Here is a 21,104-nt window from a genome sequence, read left to right on the forward strand (position 1 = left end):
GTGGTTTTTGATTAAGGTTTTTGTAAAACTACATCTCTTTCAGCTGCTCCAAATAATCCCTTTGATTGGAAAGTCTTGGGATTTTATGCTGTCCGCCTAATTTATCGCGTTCTTTTAACCAGTCGTAGAATAAGTTTTCACGTGCCACATTAATCACTAAAGGATTTAAAGTCATATTATTGTGACGTTTGGCTTCGTAATCAGAATTTAGAGTTTGCAAAGTGTCATCCAGTACTTTTTGGAAAAGCCCCACATCGGCAGGTTTTTTCTTGAATTCGATCATCCATTCGTGAGCACCTTTTTCCTTGTCCTGCATGAAAATAGGAGCCACGGTGTAGTCGATCACTTCAGTATGAGTAAGCTGACAGGCTTTGGCAATCGCCTGATCGGTATTTTCGACCATTAATTCTTCGCCGAACACATTAATATGATGTTTCGTTCTACCTGTTACCCTGATTCTGTAAGGGTTTAAAGATGTAAAACGAACCGTATCTCCAATCAAATAACGCCATAAGCCGGAGTTGGTTGTAATGACAATCGCATAGTTTTTGTTTAACTCAACATCAGCCAGACGAATTACTTTTTGATTTGGAGTTCCAAACGTATCCATCGATATGAATTCATAGAAAATGCCATAATCCAGCATCAGCAATAAATCACTTGAATTGTTTAAATCCTGAATAGCAAAAAAGCCTTCAGAAGCATTGTATATTTCGTAATACCTGAAATCTTTGCTTGGTAAAATATTTTTGTATTGCTCTTTATAAGGAGAGAAACTTACTCCACCGTGGAAATAAACTTCCAGATTAGGCCAGATATCAAGAAGACTTTCTTTTCCTGTATTTTCTAAAACTTTATTCATTAAAACCAGCATCCATGACGGAACGCCTGCAAAACTGGTTACATTTTCGTTTTTTGTTTCATTTATAATCGCAGCAATTTTCGATTCCCATTCACTCATCAAAGAAGTTTTACTGCTTGGAGTACTGCTAAACTCAGCCCAGATCGGCATGTTTTCAATCAGAATAGCCGATAAGTCGCCAAAGAACGTATTATTGTTCTCGTAGATTTGAGAACTTCCGCCCAGACGGAGACTTTTCCCAAGGAACAATTCCGAATCCTCATTGTTGTTGAGGTACAGACAAAGTAAATCTTTACTTCCTTTATAATGACAATCTTCTAAAGCTTCATTACTCACAGGAATGAATTTACTTTTAGCATTCGTAGTTCCGCTTGATTTAGCAAACCATTTTATTGGCGTTTCCCAAAATACATTCTGTTCCCCCTGACGCGTACGTTCAATCAATGGCTGAAGCTCCTCATAAGTAGCAATCGGTACCCTTTCAGCAAAAGTCTGATAAGAATTAATCGATTCAAAATCATACTGTTTCCCTATAATAGTATTTTCTGAAGCGGTCAGTAAATTGTGCAACAGCTCCTCCTGAACTTCATTCGGATATTTTAGAAAAAGTTCTATCTGATGTATCCTTTGTTTTAGGACCCACGAAGCGAAAGAGTTGATTATTGATAAGGGCATGGGTGAAATTTATATTTTAGATTGCTGATTGTAGATTTTAGATTTTACAATTCGCGTAAAATCAGGAACCTTAAAATTTGAATATCGAAAGACAAATAGTAACTTTGCCGTTGTATCAAAAATAGTGTTTTTTTGTAAAAAATAACATGCTATTTTTATTAAACATTCCGGTTCGGCCGAATTTTAACTCTTAAAATTCAGAATTCAGACCGACAAATCTAAAATATACAATCCGCAATCTAAATTCTAATGACATATCAAGGCGTACTTACAAAAATGCAAACTGAAATGGGAGCTCCAATTCAGTATTATTTGGTGTTTGAAGACAGTTTTTTAAACATGAATCAATTACTGAACAAAGAGATCGAAATTAATTTCGTTGGATTTGAATGTCTGAATTGTCATAAGAAGAAAAAGATTTACCGCCAGGGATTCTGTTATGAGTGTTTTTACTCAAGCCCTGCTGTTGGGGATTGGATTATGCGGCCAGAACTTAGTACTGCACATTTAGGAATTGCAGACCGTGATTTGGAGTACGAACAAAAAGTACAGCTTCAACCTCATATTGTATATCTGGCTTTGGCAAGTGAAGTAAAAGTTGGGGTAACCCGTAAAACTCAGGTTCCAACGCGTTGGATCGACCAAGGAGCTACCCAGGCTATTGCGATCGTTGAGGTTCCAAACCGATATTTAGCCGGAATTACAGAGGTGGCATTAAAAGACCACTATACCGACAAAACAAACTGGAGAAAGATGCTTCAAAATACAGGTGAAAATTTCGACCTGCTGACTGAAAAAGCAAAAGTGGAAAGTTTGATTCCGGCAGAAGTACAGGAATATTTTTATACCCAAAAAAATGATCTGTACGAACTGCAGTATCCCGTTTTAAATTATCCGACTAAAGTAACCAGCCTGAATCTGGATAAAACTCCGTCATTTCAGGGAAAATTGACCGGAATCAAAGGACAATATTTAATCTTTGAGAATGGAACCGTTTTTAATGTAAGAGGTTCGGAGGGTTATGTGGTTAGTATAGCGGTTTAATATTTTACTAAAAATAAATGCATTCCAATATGTTGTTGGTTAGTGTTTTAGTGTATTTGTAACACTGGTTTTAGTAAAATTGTAATCTGAATGTTGAAACATTTGGTTACAATTTTATAATAATTATTTATTAGAAGATTTTAATTTTAAGTCTAAAGAGAGCCTAGTTTAGCAAAAAGCGAAATGAAAGTTTTTTTGGATTTCCAAAGACATATATTTTAATCAATTAATGAATTATAAAGATGAGTGTTTTAAAACGAATAAATGTGGTCAGGCGCAGCGTAATGCACCGTCTCACTAAGAACATTGGAAAGCCAAGATCTGAGCAGCATATTGTTTTAGTAGATAAAACTGAAATCAGGCGGGTTCTAATTTGCAGACCAAATGCCAGACTCGGAAACTTATTATTGGTTACGCCGCTGGTTCAGGAAGTCAACGATATGTTTCCAAATTGTAAAGTCGATTTGTTTGTTAAGGGAGCTTTAGCTCTGGTGATTTTTGGAAATTATCAAAACATCAATAAGGTAATTGGTTTGCCTAAAAAACCGTTCAAAAGCTTATTGGAATATCTGAATGTCTGGATTTCAATAAAAACACAAAAATATGATGTGGCGATCAACGTAGATCAAAACTCTTCTTCAGGACGTTTAGCAGTCCAGTTCTCTAATGCTAAGTACAAATTTTACGGAGATTTAAATGATGAATCTCAACTTCTAAAAAAAGACTACGATCATATTGCAAAATATCCCGTTTATAACTTCCGAAATTATTTAACGAAACTTGGATTAGCAAAAAGCAATAAAATAATAGCCCCGATTGACCTTAAACTATCTTCTTCTGAAATTGCTAACGGAAAGAAAATTTTAAATGACTTAGTACCTAATTCTAAAAGAACCATCTGTATTTTTACGTATGCGACGGGAGCAAAATGCTTGTCGGAAGAGTGGTGGGAGAACTTTTACAGGCAACTTAAAGAGGAATATACAGAGTATAATATTATTGAGATTCTGCCTGTAGAAAATGTTTCGCAAATCGCATTTCAGGCACCTGCATTTTACAGCAAAGATATTCGCGAAATAGGGGCTGTAATTGCCAATACCGATTTGTTTATTGGAGCTGATAGCGGGATTATGCATTTAGCCAGTGCCGTTCAGACCCCTACTATTGGGCTTTTTTCAGTCTCAAACCTTAAAAAATACGAGCCTTACGACAATTGCAGCATCGGAGTAGATGTTAATTTATACACTAAAAAGGATTACTCAAAAATTATAAATTCGATCCTGAATAACGGAAAAATTAATAGTATAAGGCAGGCAATTTAAACCATATGAAAACAAAAAAAGGCATCCATGGATGCCTTTTTTTGTTTAGTTTTTCTTCTTAAACAAGCCATTGATTAAGTCACTGGCTTTTTTCGTAACCTCTTGAGTTTTCTGCTCTTTTTCGGTAGCAGCAGCTTTGGTGGTATCTTTAGCTTTTGTGTTTTTATTGATAAAATCATTAAGAGCTGAAGTTCCTTTTTGAGTCAGTTTGTCTCTTTGCTGATTTGCAACCTGTGCAGCCAGACTGGTCACGGCGCTTTTCATATCAGTCGATACTTTTGGATGCGAAAAATTACCGGTAAGCACAGCATTTATTGGAATGTTTTGCAGTTTTGCAGCATCTGCCGGAGACATTTTAGCCAGGAAGGCATTGGCTTCATTTCCTAAATATTTTGCCGGAACATCTAATTTTAAATTATAGTTCATCGTTTGATCGAAACCGTGAGTTCCGCCAATTGTAATTTTAATGTCCTGATATTTGATGTCAAATGGTTTTACGCTCACTTTTCCGTTATCAAATGTTAGAGCCGCTTTAATATCATTCAGATTTATTTTATTAGGATCAATAAACTTCAGATTAGAAGTTAAGGCATTGATAACCGTTGAATTTTTAGAATTTACAGTAGTTGAAAGCAGCTGCCCTAAAAGATCTCCCGAGATTGATTTTAGATCCGGAGTCAATTCTTTATCGTCTAAGTTTCCGTTTAATTTTATGGTCGAATTTAATTTTCCGTTGATGATTCCTGCCAAAGGAGCAATTTTTTTCATCATGTCCAATTGCGTAAAAGTCTGCGCAATATCCACCTGATTAAAGCCTAAATTCATATCAAAAGTCGGCACTTTTGCTTTGGTAGAAACAGCTCCGTTAAGGCCAATTGTTCCTCCAAAAATAGAAGTTTTAAAGTTTTCTAAAGTAGCTTTTTCGTCCTTAACGATTAATCGGCCCGAAACGTCTTTTAGTTTCAGATTGTCGTATAAAACCGTTGTAGCTTTAGCATTTAAAGTACAATTTAAAAACGCCGGGATCTTCATCGCTTCAGTAGGTTTTGCGGCTGCTTTTTCTGTAGCAGGAGTCCCTGAAGTCATAAAATCATCCACTGCCAATTGATTTGAACTCATGTTGAAGTTTCCTCTTAACTCTTGCTTTTTGAACATGAAACCATAGAAATTTTCCAGTACTCCGTTAATGCTTAAATCACTTTTTCCGGTTGTAGCATCAAATTTTTTCAGGTTTATGGTACTCGGATTAAACTCTACCAATGCCGTACTGATGTTCATCGACTTATTGTTTTCGTCCGTATATTTAAATCCGGACAGACTCATAGTTCCGGCATTTTTGATATTTTGGTATTGACTTTTTTCAACAGATGCCATATCAAATTGTGTAGTCACATCTGCTTTTAAAATACCGGCAAGAGGTTTGTCCATTTTAATTGGATAAGCCTTAGAAAGATTCGCCAGATTGATGGTTCCTTTCAAAGCGGCATTCACCATAGGATTTTGCGTGATGTTTTTGATATTAGCTTTCGCGTTAAAAACATCCTGATCAATTCGGAAAGAAAGTTTGTCCAGATTAACGTAGGTATCATTCAGTATTCCCGTTTCGTTGATAATTTTAGTGTCAATTACAATATTCTGAACCGATTTTGGGAGGTTCGGATATTGAAACGAAGCATTATTGGAAGCAATCGCCACATTAAACTTAGGTACAGTAGTCTCAGTTAATTCACCTTTAGCAAAACCGGCTACCGTAAAGTCTCCTGTGGTTTTTACACCGTCCAGACTTGAAGCATAAGCAGAAGGAATAAGTCCTAAGAAATTCGTAAAGGAGGAAGTAGGCGTCTTAAACTTCAGATCATAAATTTGTCCGGCATCCACCATCTGAATAAATCCGTCAAATTCTAAAGGCAATTGATTGATTAAAGCTTTATTTTCCTTAAAGGTATATTTGCTTTTTTCAAGGTCAATTCCTAATACAGCGTCTAAAGTCAGTTTTACATTTTTCATGTAATTGATCTTATCCATATCCAAAGAAACATTAGCAACAGATTTTGTTGTTAAATCTAATTTTGAATTGGTAAAATCGCCCGTTCCTTCATGGTGCAAACTGTCAATTACCATTTTTATTTTAGACCCCTGATCGATGTATCTGAAAGTGAAATTTTCGATTTTATAATTTTGAATCTTCAGCGAAAGCGGTTTGCTTTTGTCGTCTTTCACGTCCTTTTCTTTGTCTTTTAGGGCAATATCAAAATTACCAACACCGTCTTTGTTGAAAATAATATTCACCAGACCATTTGTAGAGCTGATTCCCTGTATGTTTAAAGGTTCTTCTTTTCCTTTGAAAAGTTCCTTAATGCTCATTTTTAAATTCAGTTCACCTAATGAAACCAAAGTATCTCCTTCAAATGGAGCTTTGTTGATGATCACCAGTTTTTCGATTCCCACAGTGGCATTCGGAAAGTTTCTAAACAAACTTAAATCGGCATCTGTAAAGCTTACCTTGGCATCAACACTTTTGTTGATGGCTTCTGAAATTTTGGCTTTTATTTGATCTTTAAAAAAGTATGGAATGGCAAATAAGGCCGCTACAAGGACCACAAGAACTATGGCTGTTATTTTTAAAATTTTCTTTACCATATAAATAAATTTGAGGGGTTAAATTGCTAACTGATTGCTGCAAAAATAGTTTTTTTTGATGGAGTTCATAAATAAAGTTTTTGTTAAACCTAAGAATATACTTCGGTTTGTTTCAAAAAAAAAATCCGCCTGAATATAAGTTCAAACGGATTTTTAAGGTTTTTATGATTGCTGATTATTTTTTAATGAAAGAAATAATCTTATTGGTCATGATTTCGGAGACAGGCAGACTTTCATTTTTATAACTTTCCAGATTGGCCTGATGATCTCCGTCGATGATTTTCATGATATGATTCATTTTATCAACGATCAGAAGTTCAGCATTTTTATTGGCCTTTGATAAGAGCTCTGCATCTTTTACAGTCACTTGCAAATCCTTATTTCCCTGAACGATCAAGATAGGGATGTTTAGTTTTTTGATTTCGTTTTGCGGATTGTATTTGAACCAGGAAATTAAATACGGCTGAATGCTGGGTCTGAAAAGAGCATTAAGCATCGGATCTACTTTCTTTACCGTAAATCCGCTTTTCAGACTGTCAATAATCGGGAAGGTTAATTCCTCTACTTGTTTGTTTGATTTAGAAGCAATTTGCGATTTGATCAATTGGTCGGCAGATTCTCCCGCACCTGCGATCGAGATAAACTTATTGGCTTTTGTTCCCGCAATCATTCCGATCAGAGAACCTTCGCTGTGGCCAATTACAACTACTTCAGAGAAGCGATTGTCTTGCTTTAACAGATTGATCCAGCTTTTGGCATCTTCGGTGTAATTCTCAAATACCAGAGTTTGTTCCGAGATAGCGGCCGGTTTACTTTCTGCAATTCCTCTTTTGTCGTAGCGCAATGATGCAATTCCGTTTTTTGCCAGTGCTTCCGCCAGCATTTTCAGAGAATTGTTTTTCATCATCGGATTATTTCCGTTGCGATCCGTGGGCCCCGAACCTGAAATAAGCAAAGCTACCGGGCATCTTTTTTCTAAATTCGGAGTGGTCAGCGTGCCAAAAAGCTGATCGATGTTGATTTTTAAAACAATGGGAGTTTCTGTAAAAGCAGCGTCCGTTTTATTTTGAGCATGTACAAAACTCAGAAACAGAATAGCAATGAGGATAAATAAATTCTTCATTTTCAAAAGGAAACTATTTAATGTTTATTCCGAATGGAAGCATGGCCTGAACTCCTTTTTGTTTTTGAAGTCTTTTTACCTGCTCGATAAGCATATAATTTTCTTCTCCAATTTCTTCCTTGATAAAGGCTTCTTTTGATTGAGCAAAAGGCAGCGTAGAAATAAGGTCGTTGAATGTTTTTTCGTATTCAGGGTAGTTTTGTGTACTGTAGGTTTTGATTTTTGCAATTTTTGCCGCTTTAGCAATAGCATCATTCAAACCTCCAATCTGATCTACTAATCCAATTTTTAAAGCTTCACTTCCTGACCAGACTCTTCCTTGTGCGATCGAATCTACCTGAGCAAAAGTCATTTTTCGGCCTTCCGCAACGTGCGTTACAAAGGTTTTGTAAATATGTTCTACTCCTTCTAAAGTAAAGGCTTTAAATTTCTCATCAACAGGTACAAACGGACTGTAATTTGCAGAATTTTCATGTGTTTTTACCTGCTCTGTATTGATGCCTAATTTGTGAGCTAAAGGAGTAAAGTTAGGCAGCACTCCAAAAACACCTATAGAACCCGTAATCGTATTGCTTTCTGCAAAAATTTTGTTAGCGTTGCAGGCAATGTAGTAACCGCCTGATGCGGCATAATTCCCCATAGAAACCACAACCGGTTTTACTTTTTTAGTTATCTCGATTTCTCTCCAGATCAGGTCAGAAGTCAAAGCACTTCCTCCCGGACTGTCTATTCTCAGAACAATTGCTTTTACGTCTTCATTTTTGCGGGCCTCCTGTAAAGAACGTCGCATAGAACCTTCCCCAATTACGTTAACATCTCCTTCGCCGCCTTGTATTTCACCTTGTGCATAAATAATAGCAATTTGGTCAGTAGCCGTATTGGTCAAGGCAGTTGTAATGTTATTTTGGGTATAATCCAGAATCGAGATTTTATTGTAATCATCGTCTCCCGTTACTTTTAATGCTTTTTTGATCGCGTTATGGTAAACATCTTCATAAGCAATAACATCCACCAGTTTTTGTGCTTTTGCCATTTCCGGAGTTCTGGCCAGTAATCCATTAGCAATTTCATTTAGTTTCGCCAACGGAATATTTCTGCTTTTTGAAATATCAGTCGTAACCGTAGTCCAGATTGAGTTTAAAAGAGCGGTTACCTGCTCTCTGTTAGCATCACTCATTTTATTTTCCAGAAAAGGTTCAACAGCACTTTTGTATTTTCCATGACGAATTACTTCCATGTGAATGCCTGATTTTTCCTGAAAATCTTTGAAAAACATCACCTCAGACGAAAGACCTTTAAAGTCTAAATCACCGGCAGGATTCAAATAAATAGTATTGGCTACAGAATTTAGATAATATTCTTTTTGCGAGTACGTATTGGCATAAGCCCAAACAAACTTTCCTGATTTTTTGAAGCTTTCAAGCGCATTTCTCAAATCTTTGTATTGTGCCAGACCTAAAGAAGATTCGTCATTTAAAATAGAGATTCCTTTAATGTTGTCATCTGTTTTCGCTGCTTCAATCGCATTGATTACATCTGTTAAGCCGATGCCTTTTTTATCCGAGAAAACAGTTACCCACGGGTCTTTGTATTTTCCGGCATAATCGTTTTGAATTTGTTTTAAATTTAATTCTATAACAGAATCACTTTTGACAGAAACAGCGTCGTCTCCTCCAAAAATTGCTCCAATAAGAATGACCCCAAAAAAGAAGAGGATAATAAATACAAAAATACCAATAACAGTGGCAATTACATTTCCTAAAAACTTCATAAGTATATTTTTTTTAATAAGTATCGAAAAAGGTTGGTTTGTTACAAAAGTAATCTAAAAACAAATTAATTCGAATAGCAAATTGGATGAAATGGTTGTGGTTTCTGCATTTTTAACGCATTGAATTAAAGGTAAGGTATTTTGTAAGATAAATATAGTTTGAGTTTGGAATATTTTATATTTGAGGAAACCAAATGCTTAAATATGAAAGATAAAATAATTCTGTGGAGTCTTTTTTTCTTTGGCTTTTATGCCGGGGCTCAAAAAATACAAACTAAAAAAGTGGTAGTCGATAAACTGACAAAACTTCCTCTGGAAAAAGTAAACATTTACAATCAAAAGGACAATTCACTAACGAATGAGGAAGGTGTTTTTTCTTTTATTTCCGATCAGGATGAATTGAATTTTAGTTTGATTGGATATGAAAATCTGAAACTCAGTTTTGAGGAAATAAACAAACGGGATACGATCTTTTTGCAAAGCAAAACAATTGAACTGGATGAAGTAGTGGTGGGAGAAGAAATGGCTATAATGAAAAAAGTATATGCCAAAATGAAAGAGAATTATATATTCGAACCTTATAATGAGAACTTCTTTTTGCGATGTGTCCTCAAGCGAAATGAAGAATTGGAAAGATTGCAGGATATTTATGGTAAAGTATCCAGAAAAAGCATTTTTAAAACCAAAACGCAACCCGACAATAAATGTGAAGTTGAGATTTTGAATATGAGGAAAGTTGGGATTAAGGACAAGGAGGATTTTGTATATTTTGAATTTCAGAGCTTCGAAAAATTATTTGATATAAGTGCTATGATCTCTATCAAAATGGAAGATTTCGAACTTACTAAGGAAAAAAATGTAGCAGGCGATTTTTTTAAAATTAGTTTTATCAAAAAAGCAGTTAATGCAATTGAACAAAAAACCAGTGGCTATTTTATAATTAATAAGAATGACTATGCTATTGTAGAAACCTATTTCGATCTTTATGATAATGGAGAAAAAGTACCATTTCAAAAAAAGGACAAAGTAGAATATCGAACTACTAGTTTTAAAACCACTTCAAATTATAAGAAGAGTGCCAGCACGAACAAGTATTATTTGAATAATGCAAAATCGGATGTTAGGGTAGAATTGCTTGTAAGTGAGAAAAATGTAAAAGCTCTTTATGATTACAGCACCAATTTTTTTGTAACCAATAGTTTTATTACCGAAAAAGCAAAGTCGAATTTATCGATGAATAAGGATATTTTTAAAGTGAAATTTCCTTACTCGGAACAATTTTGGAAAAGTCAGAACCAACTACCTTTAACAAGCGATTTAAACGCATTTTTGAAGAAGGTTTCAGAAAACAAAGAGAACAAGAAAGAGTTTGAAATAGTTGGAAACTTCTAATTCTTGAATCAAATAATGTAGTTAATTCTAAAATAGTTTTAGTTAATTTGCATTAATTATGAAGTCACAGCATCAAATCGTTTTATCAATAGGCAGCAATCAGGGAAACAGGTTAACAAACATCGAAACGTGTATCGATTTGATACATAAAGAAGTGGGGACTGTAATCAGGGTTTCAAAGCTGTATGAAACTCCTGCCTGGGGGTTTGAAAGTGATGCTTTTTATAATTGTGCATTGGTTATGCATACCTATTTATCGGCGCAAAAAGTATTAAGTCAGGTGCTGAAAGTAGAAAAAAAATTAGGCCGAATCAGATCTGATGAACAAGGGTATCAGTCCCGAATTATCGATATTGATCTGATTACTTACGATGATGAAATTATCAAGTCTGAAAAATTACAGATCCCACATCCTTTAATGCAAAACAGAAAGTTTGTGCTGCTTCCGATGCAGGATTTAGATTTACACTGGAAACATCCTGTTTTTCAAAAAACGATTACTGAATTAATTGCAATCTCGCCTGACGATAGTGTTTGTGAAGTGGTTCAGGAACTGAAAAATCCTATACGGGAAATTGCTCTGGAGAACTTCAACTACATTGCTTTCGAAGGAAATATCGGGGCAGGGAAAACCACTTTGGTGCAAAAAATAGCGGAGGATTTTAATGCAAAAATGGTTTTAGAGCGTTTTGCCGACAATCCTTTTTTGCCAAAATTTTATAAAGATCAGAATAGGTACGCTTTTCCATTAGAAATGTCTTTTCTGGCAGACCGTTATCAGCAGTTATCAGATGATCTGGCGCAATTTGATTTGTTCAAAGATTTTATTGTGGCCGATTATCACATCTTTAAATCTCTGATTTTTGCTAAAATTACCCTTGCCGAAGATGAGTATCGATTGTATCGAAACTTGTTTGATATTATCTACAAAGAGATGCCAAAACCTGATTTGTATGTTTATTTGTATCAGAATTCAGAAAGACTGCTGCAAAACATCAAGAAACGCGGACGCAACTACGAACAGAATATTGAGGCAGGTTATCTTGATAAGATCAATAATGGCTATTTAGAATACATCAAATCTCAAACTGATTTAAATGTCTTGATTATTGATGTTTCTGATCGTGATTTCGTAAAAAATCATAAAGACTATCTTTTTATTTTGGAAGAAATCCAGAAGAAGATTTTTAATTAGATAATTGGATAATGTGTCAATTAGATAATAATTATACTCACTCTTCTAAAACAATTATCTAATTATCATATTCTCTCATTGACTCATTGCTACATTATTTCGGCCAGTTTAGTTTCTGAAATAAATCCCAGACAACAATTCCGGCGCTTACGGCAATATTTAAAGAGTGTTTGGTACCTAATTGCGGAATTTCGATACAACCGTCACAAAGAGCAACTGCTTCCTGAGCAACCCCATAAACTTCATTACCAAAAACTAATGCATATTTCTGATTTTTTTCAGTTTTAAAATCCTGAAGAAAAATAGAACTTTCAACTTGTTCGATGGCAAGTGTCAGGATATTTTCTTTTTTTAGATTTTCGATTACCTCCAATACATTTTCATGATGTTCCCAGGCAACAGTTTCGGTAGCACCAAGAGCCGTTTTGTGAATTTCCTTATTGGGAGGAGTGGCAGTAATACCGCACAGTATTATTTTTTCAATTAAAAAAGCATCAGCAGTCCTGAACACAGATCCAATATTATGCAGACTGCGAATATCATCTAAGACTAAAATTAAAGGAGTTTTATCTGATTTTTTAAAATCTTCAATCGATTTACGGTCCAGTTCGCTATTTTCAAGTTTTCTCATAGGTTTGTATTCAGGTCATAAAAAAAGCTTCCAAAGTTAAGGAAGCTTTTTGAATTATTCTATTTTACTTTTCAGATTAGCTTTTTACCGGATCTGGTAAAACAATACCTTTAATAGTAAGCACTTTTGTTGGTTGTCCTTCAGCATTAGAAGTTACAGTTACAGTTTTTGTAAAAGCACCAACTCTGTCAGTAGCATATTTTACACCAATAATACCTTTTGCACCCGGAGCGATTGGCTCTTTTGGAGTTGTTGGTACTGTACAACCACAAGATCCTGTTGTGTTTGTGATGATAAGAGGTTTAGTTCCATTGTTTACAAAAACAAACTCACGTTTCCCATCTGCATTATGAGCAATAGTTCCATAATCAATGGTTTCTGTTTCGAAAGCCATCCCTGCACCTTCAACTTTGGCAATTTTACCTTTTTTAGTGCTTTGAGCATTAGAAGCTGTAATTCCAACTACAGCTAACATAGCGATTAAAATTATTTTTTTCATCTTTTTTAGAGTCTTTTTTAATTAAGACAAATCTAGGTAAAATTCTTATATCTCAGCTTAAAAAAAGCTTAAAATATTTTAATTTTTGTACCACTTCGATATTCCTTCAAAATGTCATAAATTCGCTGTCTTAATTTTTTCATTTAAAATACAATAATTTGGCAGCGAAAGAGAAAGTGGTTAAAGAGACACCTTTAATGAAACAATACAATGAAATCAAGAGAAAATATCCTGATGCCTGTTTGCTTTTTAGAGTAGGAGACTTTTATGAAACCTTTGGAGAAGATGCTATTAGAGCCTCAAAAATTCTGGGAATAACATTAACCAAAAGAGGCGCGGGTTCTGATACAGAAACTGCTTTGGCTGGTTTTCCACATCATTCTGTCAATACGTATTTACCAAAATTAGTCAAAGCCGGACTTCGTGTAGCGATCTGTGATCAGTTAGAGGATCCAAAAATGACTAAAACTATTGTGAAACGAGGCGTAACTGAACTGGTAACTCCCGGAGTTTCTCTGAACGACGAAGTTTTACAGTCCAAATCAAATAACTTTTTAGCATCAGTTTATTTCGCTAACAAGAATATCGGAGTTTCCTTTCTGGATGTTTCTACAGGAGAGTTTTTAACGGCTCAGGGAAATGCAGAGTACATCGACAAATTGCTGCAAAACTTCAACCCGAGTGAGGTTTTGGTTCCGAAACAGAATAAAAGCGATTTTAAAGATGCTTTTGGAGATGATTTTCATAGTTTTTATTTAGAAGACTGGATTTATAAGGAAGATTATGCTCTGGAAACGCTAACGAAACATTTTCAGACGGTTTCTTTAAAAGGTTTTGGAGTAGAAGAATTAAAAGAAGGAATTATTGCTTCCGGGGCAATTTTGTACTACCTGTCGGAAACGCAGCACAATCGTGTACAGCACATTACGGCGATTCAGCGTATTGCCGAAGATGCTTATGTCTGGATGGATCGTTTTACCATCAGAAACCTAGAATTGTATCACAGTTATAATCCAAATGCGGTAACTCTTTTGGATGTGATTGACAGAACGCTTTCGCCAATGGGTGGGCGTTTACTGAAGCGCTGGCTAGCTTTGCCTTTGAAGGACAGTGGTAGAATAAAAAGCCGTCATGAGGTAGTTTCTTATTTAAAAGCCAATTCGGAAGTTTTACAGAGTATTCAATATCAAATCAAACAAATCTCAGATTTAGAGCGTTTGATTTCTAAAATTGCTACAGGAAAAGTTTCGCCGCGTGAGATTGTGTATTTGAAAGAATCTTTGGATGCGATTATTCCAATTAAAACCCTGGCACTCGAAAGTCCGCAGGAAGCGGTGAAGGTGATTGGAGATAGTCTGCATGCCTGTGATTTGTTAAGGGAAAAAATTAAAAATACTTTAAATCAGGATGCGCCTGTTGCGGTGGCGAAAGGAAATGTTATTGCAAAAGGAATCAGTGAAGAACTGGATGACTTACGTGCTATTTCTACTTCCGGAAAAGAATATTTGGAGGGAATTGAAAAAAGAGAATCAGAGCGTACCGGAATCTCTTCGCTTAAGATTTCGTTTAATAATGTTTTTGGTTATTATATTGAAGTTAGAAACACACACAAAGATAAAGTTCCTGAAGAGTGGATTCGCAAGCAGACACTGGTCAGCGCGGAACGTTATATTACCGAGGAATTAAAAGAATATGAAACTAAAATTCTGGGAGCAGAAGAGAAGATTTATAAAATAGAAGCAGAGCTTTTTGAGCAATTGGTGATTTGGATTGGAACTTATATTAAGCCAGTGCAAATGAATGCTAATTTGGTGGCGCAGCTGGATTGTTTGTGTTCGTTTACACAATTGGCTATAGAGAATCAATATGTGTGTCCGGAGATTGATGAAACTTTTGAATTGGATATCAAAAACGGACGTCATCCCGTTATTGAGAAACAATTACCGGTCGGAACGCCTTATATTGCTAATGATGTTTATTTGGACAGAGAGACGCAGCAGCTGATCATGATTACGGGGCCTAACATGTCCGGTAAGTCTGCTATTTTGAGACAAACGGCTTTAATTGTACTGTTGGCTCAAATGGGAAGTTTTGTTCCTGCTGATAGTGTAAGAATGGGAATTGTAGATAAGATTTTTACCAGAGTAGGAGCATCGGATAATATTTCGATGGGAGAATCAACTTTTATGGTGGAGATGAATGAAACAGCTTCTATTCTGAATAACATCTCAGATCGAAGTTTAGTGCTTCTGGATGAAATTGGAAGAGGGACCAGTACGTATGATGGGATTTCGATTGCCTGGGCGATTGCCGAATTTTTACACGAACATCCGGGAAGACCTAAGACTTTGTTTGCAACGCATTATCATGAATTGAATGAAATGACAGAATCGTTGTCCAGAATTCAAAATTATAATGTTGCGGTAAAAGAGTTAAAAGACAATGTACTTTTCATTCGTAAACTGGTAAAAGGAGGAAGTGCTCATAGTTTTGGAATTCATGTCGCAAAAATGGCCGGAATGCCTCAGATTGTAATTTTGAAAGCGCAAAAGATGTTGAAAAAACTCGAAAAAAATCACTCAAGTGAAGCGTTAAATGGTGTAAAGTCTGAAAATGATGAAATGCAGATGAGTTTCTTTAATTTAGACGATCCTTTGCTGGAAGAGATAAAAGAAGAAATTCTGGGGCTTGATATTAATGCAATCACACCCGTTGAAGCGTTGATGAAACTCAATGAGATTAAAAGAATGTTGGTACGAAAATAAATTTCATATTTAAAGTTTAGGTTATCAGAAAGTTATAAAATAAGTGGATTTTTTTTTCAAAAAACGCTTGTGTAATTGAATAAATGTCCTAAATTTGCACTCGCAATACGAAACAAATCAGGTGTTGCAGTTCTTAATTAGAATTTGAAATGCGAAAATAGCTCAGTTGGTAGAGCGCGACCTTGCCAAGGTCGAGGTCGCGGGTTCGAGCCCCGTTTTTCGCTCTATATCATCTAATGCTCGGATGGTGAAATTGGTAGACACGCTGGACTTAAAATCCAGTGAACAGCAATGTTCGTGCGGGTTCAAGTCCCGCTCTGAGTACTAAAGCCTCTTCTTTTGAAGAGGCTTTTTTTATGGTGTAAAGCCAGGTAGTTTAAAATAAATTTGCGAAGCAAATTTATTTTAGAGAATCTAAGAATCTAAGAATCTAAGAATCTGAAATCAATAATCTAAAATCTAAAATAATAATATGGGTGCCTTTGTAATTAGTAAGTGGTTTAATGATGAGTATAAATTCGTGTTTACTTCGAGAAAGGGCAAGGTGATCTTTACAAGTCTTAGTTATGAGTTGAAGTTTGAATGCGAAGAGGATGTGGAGAAGTTTAAGGAGAATATTGAGATGGCTCGGTTTTTAAAGTTTAAGGGGGCTGGAGGGAAGTATTTTTTTAAATTGATGTTAGGGGAGCTTCATTTTGCTACAAGCCGAAAATACACGACAGAATTGCTTTTGCAGAAAGGAATTAAGGAAATTGTGACTTATGCTTCGAGGGCTGAGATTTTGGATTTTTCTTCGAGTGAATCTATTTTTGAAGATGAAGTTGTGGGTGAGGAAGTGGAGGTAGAGGATTAGGAGGTGAAAGAGTGTCTTTTTTGTTTCTTGTGAATTTTGATAATTGTATTAAGGCCTGGTAAGTTTTGAAGACTTATCAGTTTTTTTTATAGAGGGTGTGTTGTGGTTTTCTTTGTTGGGTATAAGGTATAAAAAAAAGCTATCGAAAGATAGCTTTTTATTTTTTTTGAGTAATTTAGAATTACTTTTTAGCAGGAGCAGCAGCTTCTTCAACTTTTGCAGCAGCAGAGTCAACTTTTGCAGCAGCAGAATCAACAGTTGTAGCAGCAGAATCAACTACAGCAGCAGCAGAATCAACAGCAACAGCAGTAGAATCTACAGCTTCAGTAGCTGCAGCGTCAGCTTTTTTACAAGATACAACAGTTAAAACAGCAACAACAGCTAAACTTAAAAATACTTTTTTCATCTTACTTTATTATAAAAGGTTAATTATTAATTCGTGGCAAAGATATAAATTTTTTAATATGTAAAATATTTTTTTATTTTTTTTTTAAAATATTTTCATTGCTCACGATTATCTTATTTATCAAACAATGTGCCAAATTAATAAAAATATGTTAAATTATGGTATATTTTGTCTAAATTATTTTTTGTTGAAGATTCAATAAGAGAATTGAGGGTTTTTATACTCTTAGTTGCGGTTTATTTTGTCTTTTTGGAATATTAGGTTATGCTGGAAAAAGCAAAAGAGCTTCAATAAGCCCTTTTGTGTGTAATGTTGCTTCCGAATCACTTGCGATTCGTGTAAAAAGGTTACGCGACGATATTCATGATACGATCTGTGGCTCCTTTATTGTTCTGAATATACGATTTACAAATTTGACTCTTTTCTTCTAAAAAGGCTTTGTCCTGAAGCAAACGATCAAGATTTTGCTTTAATTCCTGACTGTTTGAGATTACAAGGCATCCTTTGAGAGCTACCAGTTCAAGTGCTTCGGCAAAATTCGAGTAGTTGGGGCCGATTACAATCGGAATTCCAAAAGTGGCCGGTTCTAATATATTATGGATACCCGGATTTCCAAATCCACCCCCGACATAAGCAATTGTTCCGTAACTGTAAATTTTAGTCAGTAATCCTATAGTGTCTATAATAAAAACATTGTAATTAGATAAATCAGTATTTTCTTTTTCGGAGAATAATACAGTTGATTTGGTAATTTGCGCTTTCAGGCTTGCGATCTGATCGCTCTTAATGTTGTGAGGTGCAATAATGAATTTTACATCTTCGGATGCCTGATTGATGTATTCTGCTACTAATGCTTCGTCTTTAGGCCACGAGCTGCCTATAATGATGGTTGGAGTGTTGTTTTTGAATTTTTCGATAAAATCCAAAGTATTATCTCTTTCTAAAATAGCATTTACACGATCGAAACGAGTATCTCCTGAAACAATAACATTGTCAAAACCGATATTCTTTATTTTTTCTTTTGAACTTTCGTTCTGAACAAAAAAGTAAGTGAATGCTTTTAGTGCTTTTCTGTAAAAACCGCCATACCATTTAAAAAACATCTGATTGTCTCTGAAAATTCCGGAAATTAAATAGGTCGGAGTTTGGCTTTTCTCTAATTCATTTAAGTAATTCAGCCAAAATTCATATTTTATAAAAAATGCCAATTCAGGATGGGTTAGCTTTAAGAATTTCTTGGCATTGCTTTTAGTGTCCAATGGAAGGTACAGTGTAACATCTGCGATAGTATTGTTTTTTCGAACTTCGTATCCTGAGGGAGAGAAAAAGGTAACAATGATTTTGTGTGCAGGGTATTTTTCTTTGATTTTTTCAATCACCGGAAGGCCTTGTTCGTATTCGCCAAGTGAGGCTGAATGAAACCAGATGGTTTTATCTGAAGGTTTTATCTTTTCTTCCAGAATGGCAAAAACATTTTTACGACCTTCGACAAAAAGCTTAATTTTCGGACTAAAAAGCGCTACAATTTTCAGAAAAAAGCCAGCAATAGAAATAACTAAATTATAGAGAAAAAGCATCTGTTTGTTTTTGTGGCTAAATTACGGTTCTTTCGATTATTTTCATTGGTTTGAAGGTATTAAATAACTATTTTTGTTCCTCCTTTTAGAGACGCTGAATGAAATGCAAGTCTTTAATTTTAAATTATATTGAAAATGAAAAAAATTCAAATGGTTGACCTAAAAAGTCAATACGAAAAAATAAAAACTACAGTTGATGCCTCTATTCAGGAGGTTTTGGATACCAATACTTACATAAATGGTCCTTTAGTACACCAGTTTCAAAAGAATCTGGAAGATTATCTGGGAGCAAAACATGTGATTCCGTGTGCAAACGGAACAGATGCTTTGCAAATTGCAATGATGGGATTGGATTTGAAACCGGGTGATGAGGTAATTACGGCTGATTTTACTTTTGCAGCTACTGTTGAGGTGATTGCTTTACTGCAATTGACGCCGGTTTTAGTGGATGTTGATGTTGTAAATATGAACATCGATATTGAAGCGCTTAAAAAAGCGATTACGCCAAAAACAAAAGCAATTGTTCCGGTACATTTATTTGGACGCGCAGCCAACATGGATGCTATTATGGAAATTGCTGCCGAACATAATTTATATGTAATCGAAGACAATGCGCAGGCAATTGGAGCAGATTATATTTCTAAATCAGGAACGAAAAGCAAAGTTGGGGTAATTGGTCATGTAGCGGCAACTTCATTTTTTCCGTCTAAAAATTTAGGCTGTTATGGAGATGGAGGAGCAATTTTTACAAACGATGATGAATTAGCGCACATCATCCGCGGAATCGTAAATCACGGAATGTACGAGCGTTACCATCATGATGTTGTGGGAGTGAATTCACGTTTGGATAGTATTCAGGCCGGAGTTTTAAATGCGAAATTGCCATTATTAGATGAGTACAATGCAGCACGTCGTTTAGCGGCAACAAAATACAATGCAGCTTTTGCTGGAAATACACATATTATTACGCCGGAATTTGATGCAAGCCAAAATGATCATGTTTTCCATCAGTATGTATTGAGAATTATTGATGCAGATCGTAATGCTTTGATGCAGCATTTATTGGATAAAGGAATTCCGTGTGCGATTTACTACCCAATTCCGTTGCATTCACAAAAAGCTTATGCAGATTCTCGTTACAAAGAAGAGCAGTTCCCGGTAACTAACCAATTAGTAAAAGAAGTAATTGCTTTGCCAATGCATACAGAACTGGATGATGAGCAAATCAAATTTATAACCGATTCGGTTTTGGAATTTTTGAATAAATAATAAAGATTAAACCAAATAAACAACAGCACAAAATAACCACAAAATGAAAGTATTAGTAACAGGAGGATTAGGATTTATTGGTTCTCACACGGTTGTAGAATTGCAAAATGAAGGTTTTGAAGTAGTCATTATTGATAACCTTTCCAATTCTACAGAAGATGTTTTAAAAGGGATTACAGCCATTACAGGAAAAACACCTTTATTCGAAAAATTAGATTTAAGAGAAAAAGCGTCAGTTCGGGAATTTTTTAAAAAGCATGACGATGTTACCGGAGTAATTCATTTTGCAGCTTCAAAAGCAGTTGGTGAAAGTGTTGAAAATCCATTGTTGTATTACGAAAACAACATTGCTTCATTAGTGTATTTATTGCAGGAATTGCAGCAAAAACCGGAAGCGAGTTTTATTTTTAGTTCGTCTTGTACGGTTTATGGTCAGGCCGAAAAAATGCCAATTACAGAAGATGCTCCGGTACAGGCGGCAATTTCTCCTTACGGAAACACTAAGCAGATAGGGGAAGAGATTATTACGGATACTGCTAAAGTAACCAATATCAGTGCCATTTTATTGCGTTATTTTAATCCGGTTGGAGCCCATGCAACAACTGAAATTGGTGAGTTGCCAATTGGGGTTCCTCAAAATTTAGTGCCTTTCATCACGCAAACAGGAGTAGGATTGCGTCAGGAATTATCCGTTTTTGGAGATGATTATCCAACTCCAGATGGTACAGCAGTTCGTGATTATATTCACGTTGTAGATTTGGCAAAAGCGCACGTAATTGCCTTGCAGCGTTTGTTTGCTAAAAAGAATTTACAAAAAGTAGAAACGTTCAATTTAGGAACCGGAAAAGGAAGTTCGGTTTTAGAAGTAATTCATAGCTTCGAAAAAGTAAGCGATAAAAAATTACCTTATAAAATTATGCCTCGCCGTGAAGGCGATATTACAGAGGCTTATGCCAATACGGATAAAGCAAATAATGTTTTAGGCTGGAAAGCAGAATTAAGTTTAGACGAAGCAATGGCTAGTGCCTGGAAATGGGAGCAGAAAGTTCGTTCTTAATTTTTAGTATTCAGCGTTCAGTC

General features: G+C 35.4%; 16 protein-coding genes and 2 tRNA genes. 10 read left to right on the plus strand and 8 right to left on the minus strand.

Features of this window, described 5'->3' with window-relative positions; genetic code table 11:
* Nucleotides 1-28 precede the first annotated feature (28 nt).
* Nucleotides 29-1,537, minus strand: coding sequence for a GH3 auxin-responsive promoter family protein (locus tag ACAM30_RS11730; RefSeq protein ID WP_249967040.1), 1,509 nt, complete (start codon nucleotides 1,535-1,537; stop codon nucleotides 29-31).
* A gap of 249 nt (nucleotides 1,538-1,786) precedes the next feature.
* Here ACAM30_RS11730 and ACAM30_RS11735 point away from each other — a divergent pair, with 249 nt between their 5' ends.
* Entirely contained in the window at nucleotides 1,787-2,581 is a 795-nt protein-coding gene (locus tag ACAM30_RS11735) for a DUF2797 domain-containing protein (protein ID WP_369614833.1), read from the plus strand.
* A 242-nt stretch (nucleotides 2,582-2,823) separates the two neighbouring features.
* The gene (locus ACAM30_RS11740) at nucleotides 2,824-3,903 is read left to right on the plus strand and encodes a glycosyltransferase family 9 protein (RefSeq protein ID WP_369614834.1); all 1,080 of its coding nucleotides are present in this window, start codon (nucleotides 2,824-2,826) and stop codon (nucleotides 3,901-3,903) included.
* 45 nt (nucleotides 3,904-3,948) lie between these two features.
* Here the strand turns inward: ACAM30_RS11740 and ACAM30_RS11745 are convergent, their stop codons facing one another.
* The 3 genes from ACAM30_RS11745 to sppA all read right to left on the minus strand — a co-directional run bounded on the left by ACAM30_RS11745 (nucleotide 3,949) and on the right by sppA (nucleotide 9,437).
* Nucleotides 3,949-6,543: an AsmA-like C-terminal region-containing protein gene (locus tag ACAM30_RS11745; RefSeq protein WP_369614835.1), complete on the minus strand. Its 2,595-nt coding sequence runs from the start codon at nucleotides 6,541-6,543 to the stop codon at nucleotides 3,949-3,951.
* 175 nt (nucleotides 6,544-6,718) lie between these two features.
* Nucleotides 6,719-7,666, minus strand: coding sequence for an alpha/beta hydrolase (locus ACAM30_RS11750; RefSeq protein WP_369614836.1), 948 nt, complete (start codon nucleotides 7,664-7,666; stop codon nucleotides 6,719-6,721).
* Between the two features lie 13 nt (nucleotides 7,667-7,679).
* Nucleotides 7,680-9,437, minus strand: a complete 1,758-nt coding sequence (gene sppA, locus ACAM30_RS11755; protein WP_369614837.1) for a signal peptide peptidase SppA — start codon at nucleotides 9,435-9,437, stop codon at nucleotides 7,680-7,682.
* Nucleotides 9,438-9,641: 204 nt separating this feature from the next.
* Between sppA and ACAM30_RS11760 the strand changes: the two genes are divergently transcribed.
* Together ACAM30_RS11760 and folK are read left to right on the plus strand one after the other, a co-directional pair.
* Complete coding sequence (locus tag ACAM30_RS11760) at nucleotides 9,642-10,829, plus strand: carboxypeptidase-like regulatory domain-containing protein (RefSeq protein ID WP_369614838.1); 1,188 nt, start codon at nucleotides 9,642-9,644, stop codon at nucleotides 10,827-10,829.
* A 58-nt stretch (nucleotides 10,830-10,887) separates the two neighbouring features.
* Nucleotides 10,888-12,024, plus strand: a complete 1,137-nt coding sequence (folK, locus tag ACAM30_RS11765) for a 2-amino-4-hydroxy-6-hydroxymethyldihydropteridine diphosphokinase (RefSeq protein WP_369614839.1) — start codon at nucleotides 10,888-10,890, stop codon at nucleotides 12,022-12,024.
* 94 nt (nucleotides 12,025-12,118) lie between these two features.
* On the opposite strand, the gene ACAM30_RS11770 is transcribed toward folK, so the two are convergent.
* Both ACAM30_RS11770 and ACAM30_RS11775 read right to left on the minus strand, forming a co-directional pair.
* Entirely contained in the window at nucleotides 12,119-12,655 is a 537-nt protein-coding gene (locus ACAM30_RS11770; RefSeq protein ID WP_229999898.1) for an RNA methyltransferase, read from the minus strand.
* Nucleotides 12,656-12,731: 76 nt separating this feature from the next.
* Complete coding sequence (locus ACAM30_RS11775) at nucleotides 12,732-13,154, minus strand: DUF1573 domain-containing protein (protein ID WP_369614840.1); 423 nt, start codon at nucleotides 13,152-13,154, stop codon at nucleotides 12,732-12,734.
* Between the two features lie 158 nt (nucleotides 13,155-13,312).
* On the opposite strand from ACAM30_RS11775, the gene mutS reads away from it, so the two are divergent.
* From mutS to ACAM30_RS11795, 4 genes are all read left to right on the plus strand, one after another.
* Entirely contained in the window at nucleotides 13,313-15,919 is a 2,607-nt protein-coding gene (gene mutS, locus ACAM30_RS11780) for a DNA mismatch repair protein MutS (RefSeq protein ID WP_369614841.1), read from the plus strand.
* Between the two features lie 151 nt (nucleotides 15,920-16,070).
* Nucleotides 16,071-16,143, plus strand: a tRNA-Gly gene (locus tag ACAM30_RS11785).
* Between the two features lie 14 nt (nucleotides 16,144-16,157).
* Nucleotides 16,158-16,243 (plus strand) — tRNA-Leu (locus ACAM30_RS11790).
* Nucleotides 16,244-16,391: 148 nt separating this feature from the next.
* Nucleotides 16,392-16,772 (plus strand): DUF1508 domain-containing protein, encoded by a 381-nt coding sequence (locus tag ACAM30_RS11795; RefSeq protein WP_369614842.1) that lies wholly within the window; start codon nucleotides 16,392-16,394, stop codon nucleotides 16,770-16,772.
* Nucleotides 16,773-16,953: 181 nt separating this feature from the next.
* On the opposite strand, the gene ACAM30_RS11800 is transcribed toward ACAM30_RS11795, so the two are convergent.
* Both ACAM30_RS11800 and ACAM30_RS11805 read right to left on the minus strand, forming a co-directional pair.
* Nucleotides 16,954-17,178, minus strand: coding sequence for a hypothetical protein (locus ACAM30_RS11800; RefSeq protein WP_166920555.1), 225 nt, complete (start codon nucleotides 17,176-17,178; stop codon nucleotides 16,954-16,956).
* Nucleotides 17,179-17,525: 347 nt separating this feature from the next.
* Nucleotides 17,526-18,755, minus strand: coding sequence for a 3-deoxy-D-manno-octulosonic acid transferase (locus tag ACAM30_RS11805; RefSeq protein WP_369614843.1), 1,230 nt, complete (start codon nucleotides 18,753-18,755; stop codon nucleotides 17,526-17,528).
* 135 nt (nucleotides 18,756-18,890) lie between these two features.
* On the opposite strand from ACAM30_RS11805, the gene ACAM30_RS11810 reads away from it, so the two are divergent.
* Both ACAM30_RS11810 and galE read left to right on the plus strand, forming a co-directional pair.
* Nucleotides 18,891-20,024, plus strand: coding sequence for a DegT/DnrJ/EryC1/StrS family aminotransferase (locus ACAM30_RS11810; protein WP_369614844.1), 1,134 nt, complete (start codon nucleotides 18,891-18,893; stop codon nucleotides 20,022-20,024).
* Nucleotides 20,025-20,067: 43 nt separating this feature from the next.
* Nucleotides 20,068-21,081 carry a UDP-glucose 4-epimerase GalE gene (gene galE / locus ACAM30_RS11815; RefSeq protein ID WP_369614845.1) on the plus strand — a complete coding sequence of 338 codons (1,014 nt, stop codon included), beginning with the start codon at nucleotides 20,068-20,070 and terminating at the stop codon, nucleotides 21,079-21,081.
* Nucleotides 21,082-21,104: the final 23 nt, after the last annotated feature.

Origin of the sequence: Flavobacterium sp. CFS9, assembly GCF_041154745.1 — a bacterium.
Taxonomy (GTDB): Bacteria; Bacteroidota; Bacteroidia; order Flavobacteriales; family Flavobacteriaceae; genus Flavobacterium.

Excerpts from the sequence above, each read along its gene's own strand:
- ACAM30_RS11735 (WP_369614833.1), top strand. The coding sequence starts at position 1,787 with ATGACATATCAAGGCGTACTTACAAAAATGCAAACTGAAATGGGAGCT.
- ACAM30_RS11805 (WP_369614843.1), bottom strand. The coding sequence starts at position 18,755 with ATGCTTTTTCTCTATAATTTAGTTATTTCTATTGCTGGCTTTTTTCTG.
- ACAM30_RS11795 (WP_369614842.1), top strand. The coding sequence starts at position 16,392 with ATGGGTGCCTTTGTAATTAGTAAGTGGTTTAATGATGAGTATAAATTC.
- galE (WP_369614845.1), top strand. The coding sequence starts at position 20,068 with ATGAAAGTATTAGTAACAGGAGGATTAGGATTTATTGGTTCTCACACG.
- ACAM30_RS11760 (WP_369614838.1), top strand. The coding sequence starts at position 9,642 with ATGAAAGATAAAATAATTCTGTGGAGTCTTTTTTTCTTTGGCTTTTAT.
- ACAM30_RS11770 (WP_229999898.1), bottom strand. The coding sequence starts at position 12,655 with ATGAGAAAACTTGAAAATAGCGAACTGGACCGTAAATCGATTGAAGAT.
- folK (WP_369614839.1), top strand. The coding sequence starts at position 10,888 with ATGAAGTCACAGCATCAAATCGTTTTATCAATAGGCAGCAATCAGGGA.
- ACAM30_RS11740 (WP_369614834.1), top strand. The coding sequence starts at position 2,824 with ATGAGTGTTTTAAAACGAATAAATGTGGTCAGGCGCAGCGTAATGCAC.
- ACAM30_RS11775 (WP_369614840.1), bottom strand. The coding sequence starts at position 13,154 with ATGAAAAAAATAATTTTAATCGCTATGTTAGCTGTAGTTGGAATTACA.
- ACAM30_RS11730 (WP_249967040.1), bottom strand. The coding sequence starts at position 1,537 with ATGCCCTTATCAATAATCAACTCTTTCGCTTCGTGGGTCCTAAAACAA.
- ACAM30_RS11800 (WP_166920555.1), bottom strand. The coding sequence starts at position 17,178 with ATGAAAAAAGTATTTTTAAGTTTAGCTGTTGTTGCTGTTTTAACTGTT.
- sppA (WP_369614837.1), bottom strand. The coding sequence starts at position 9,437 with ATGAAGTTTTTAGGAAATGTAATTGCCACTGTTATTGGTATTTTTGTA.
- ACAM30_RS11745 (WP_369614835.1), bottom strand. The coding sequence starts at position 6,543 with ATGGTAAAGAAAATTTTAAAAATAACAGCCATAGTTCTTGTGGTCCTT.
- ACAM30_RS11750 (WP_369614836.1), bottom strand. The coding sequence starts at position 7,666 with ATGAAGAATTTATTTATCCTCATTGCTATTCTGTTTCTGAGTTTTGTA.
- ACAM30_RS11810 (WP_369614844.1), top strand. The coding sequence starts at position 18,891 with ATGAAAAAAATTCAAATGGTTGACCTAAAAAGTCAATACGAAAAAATA.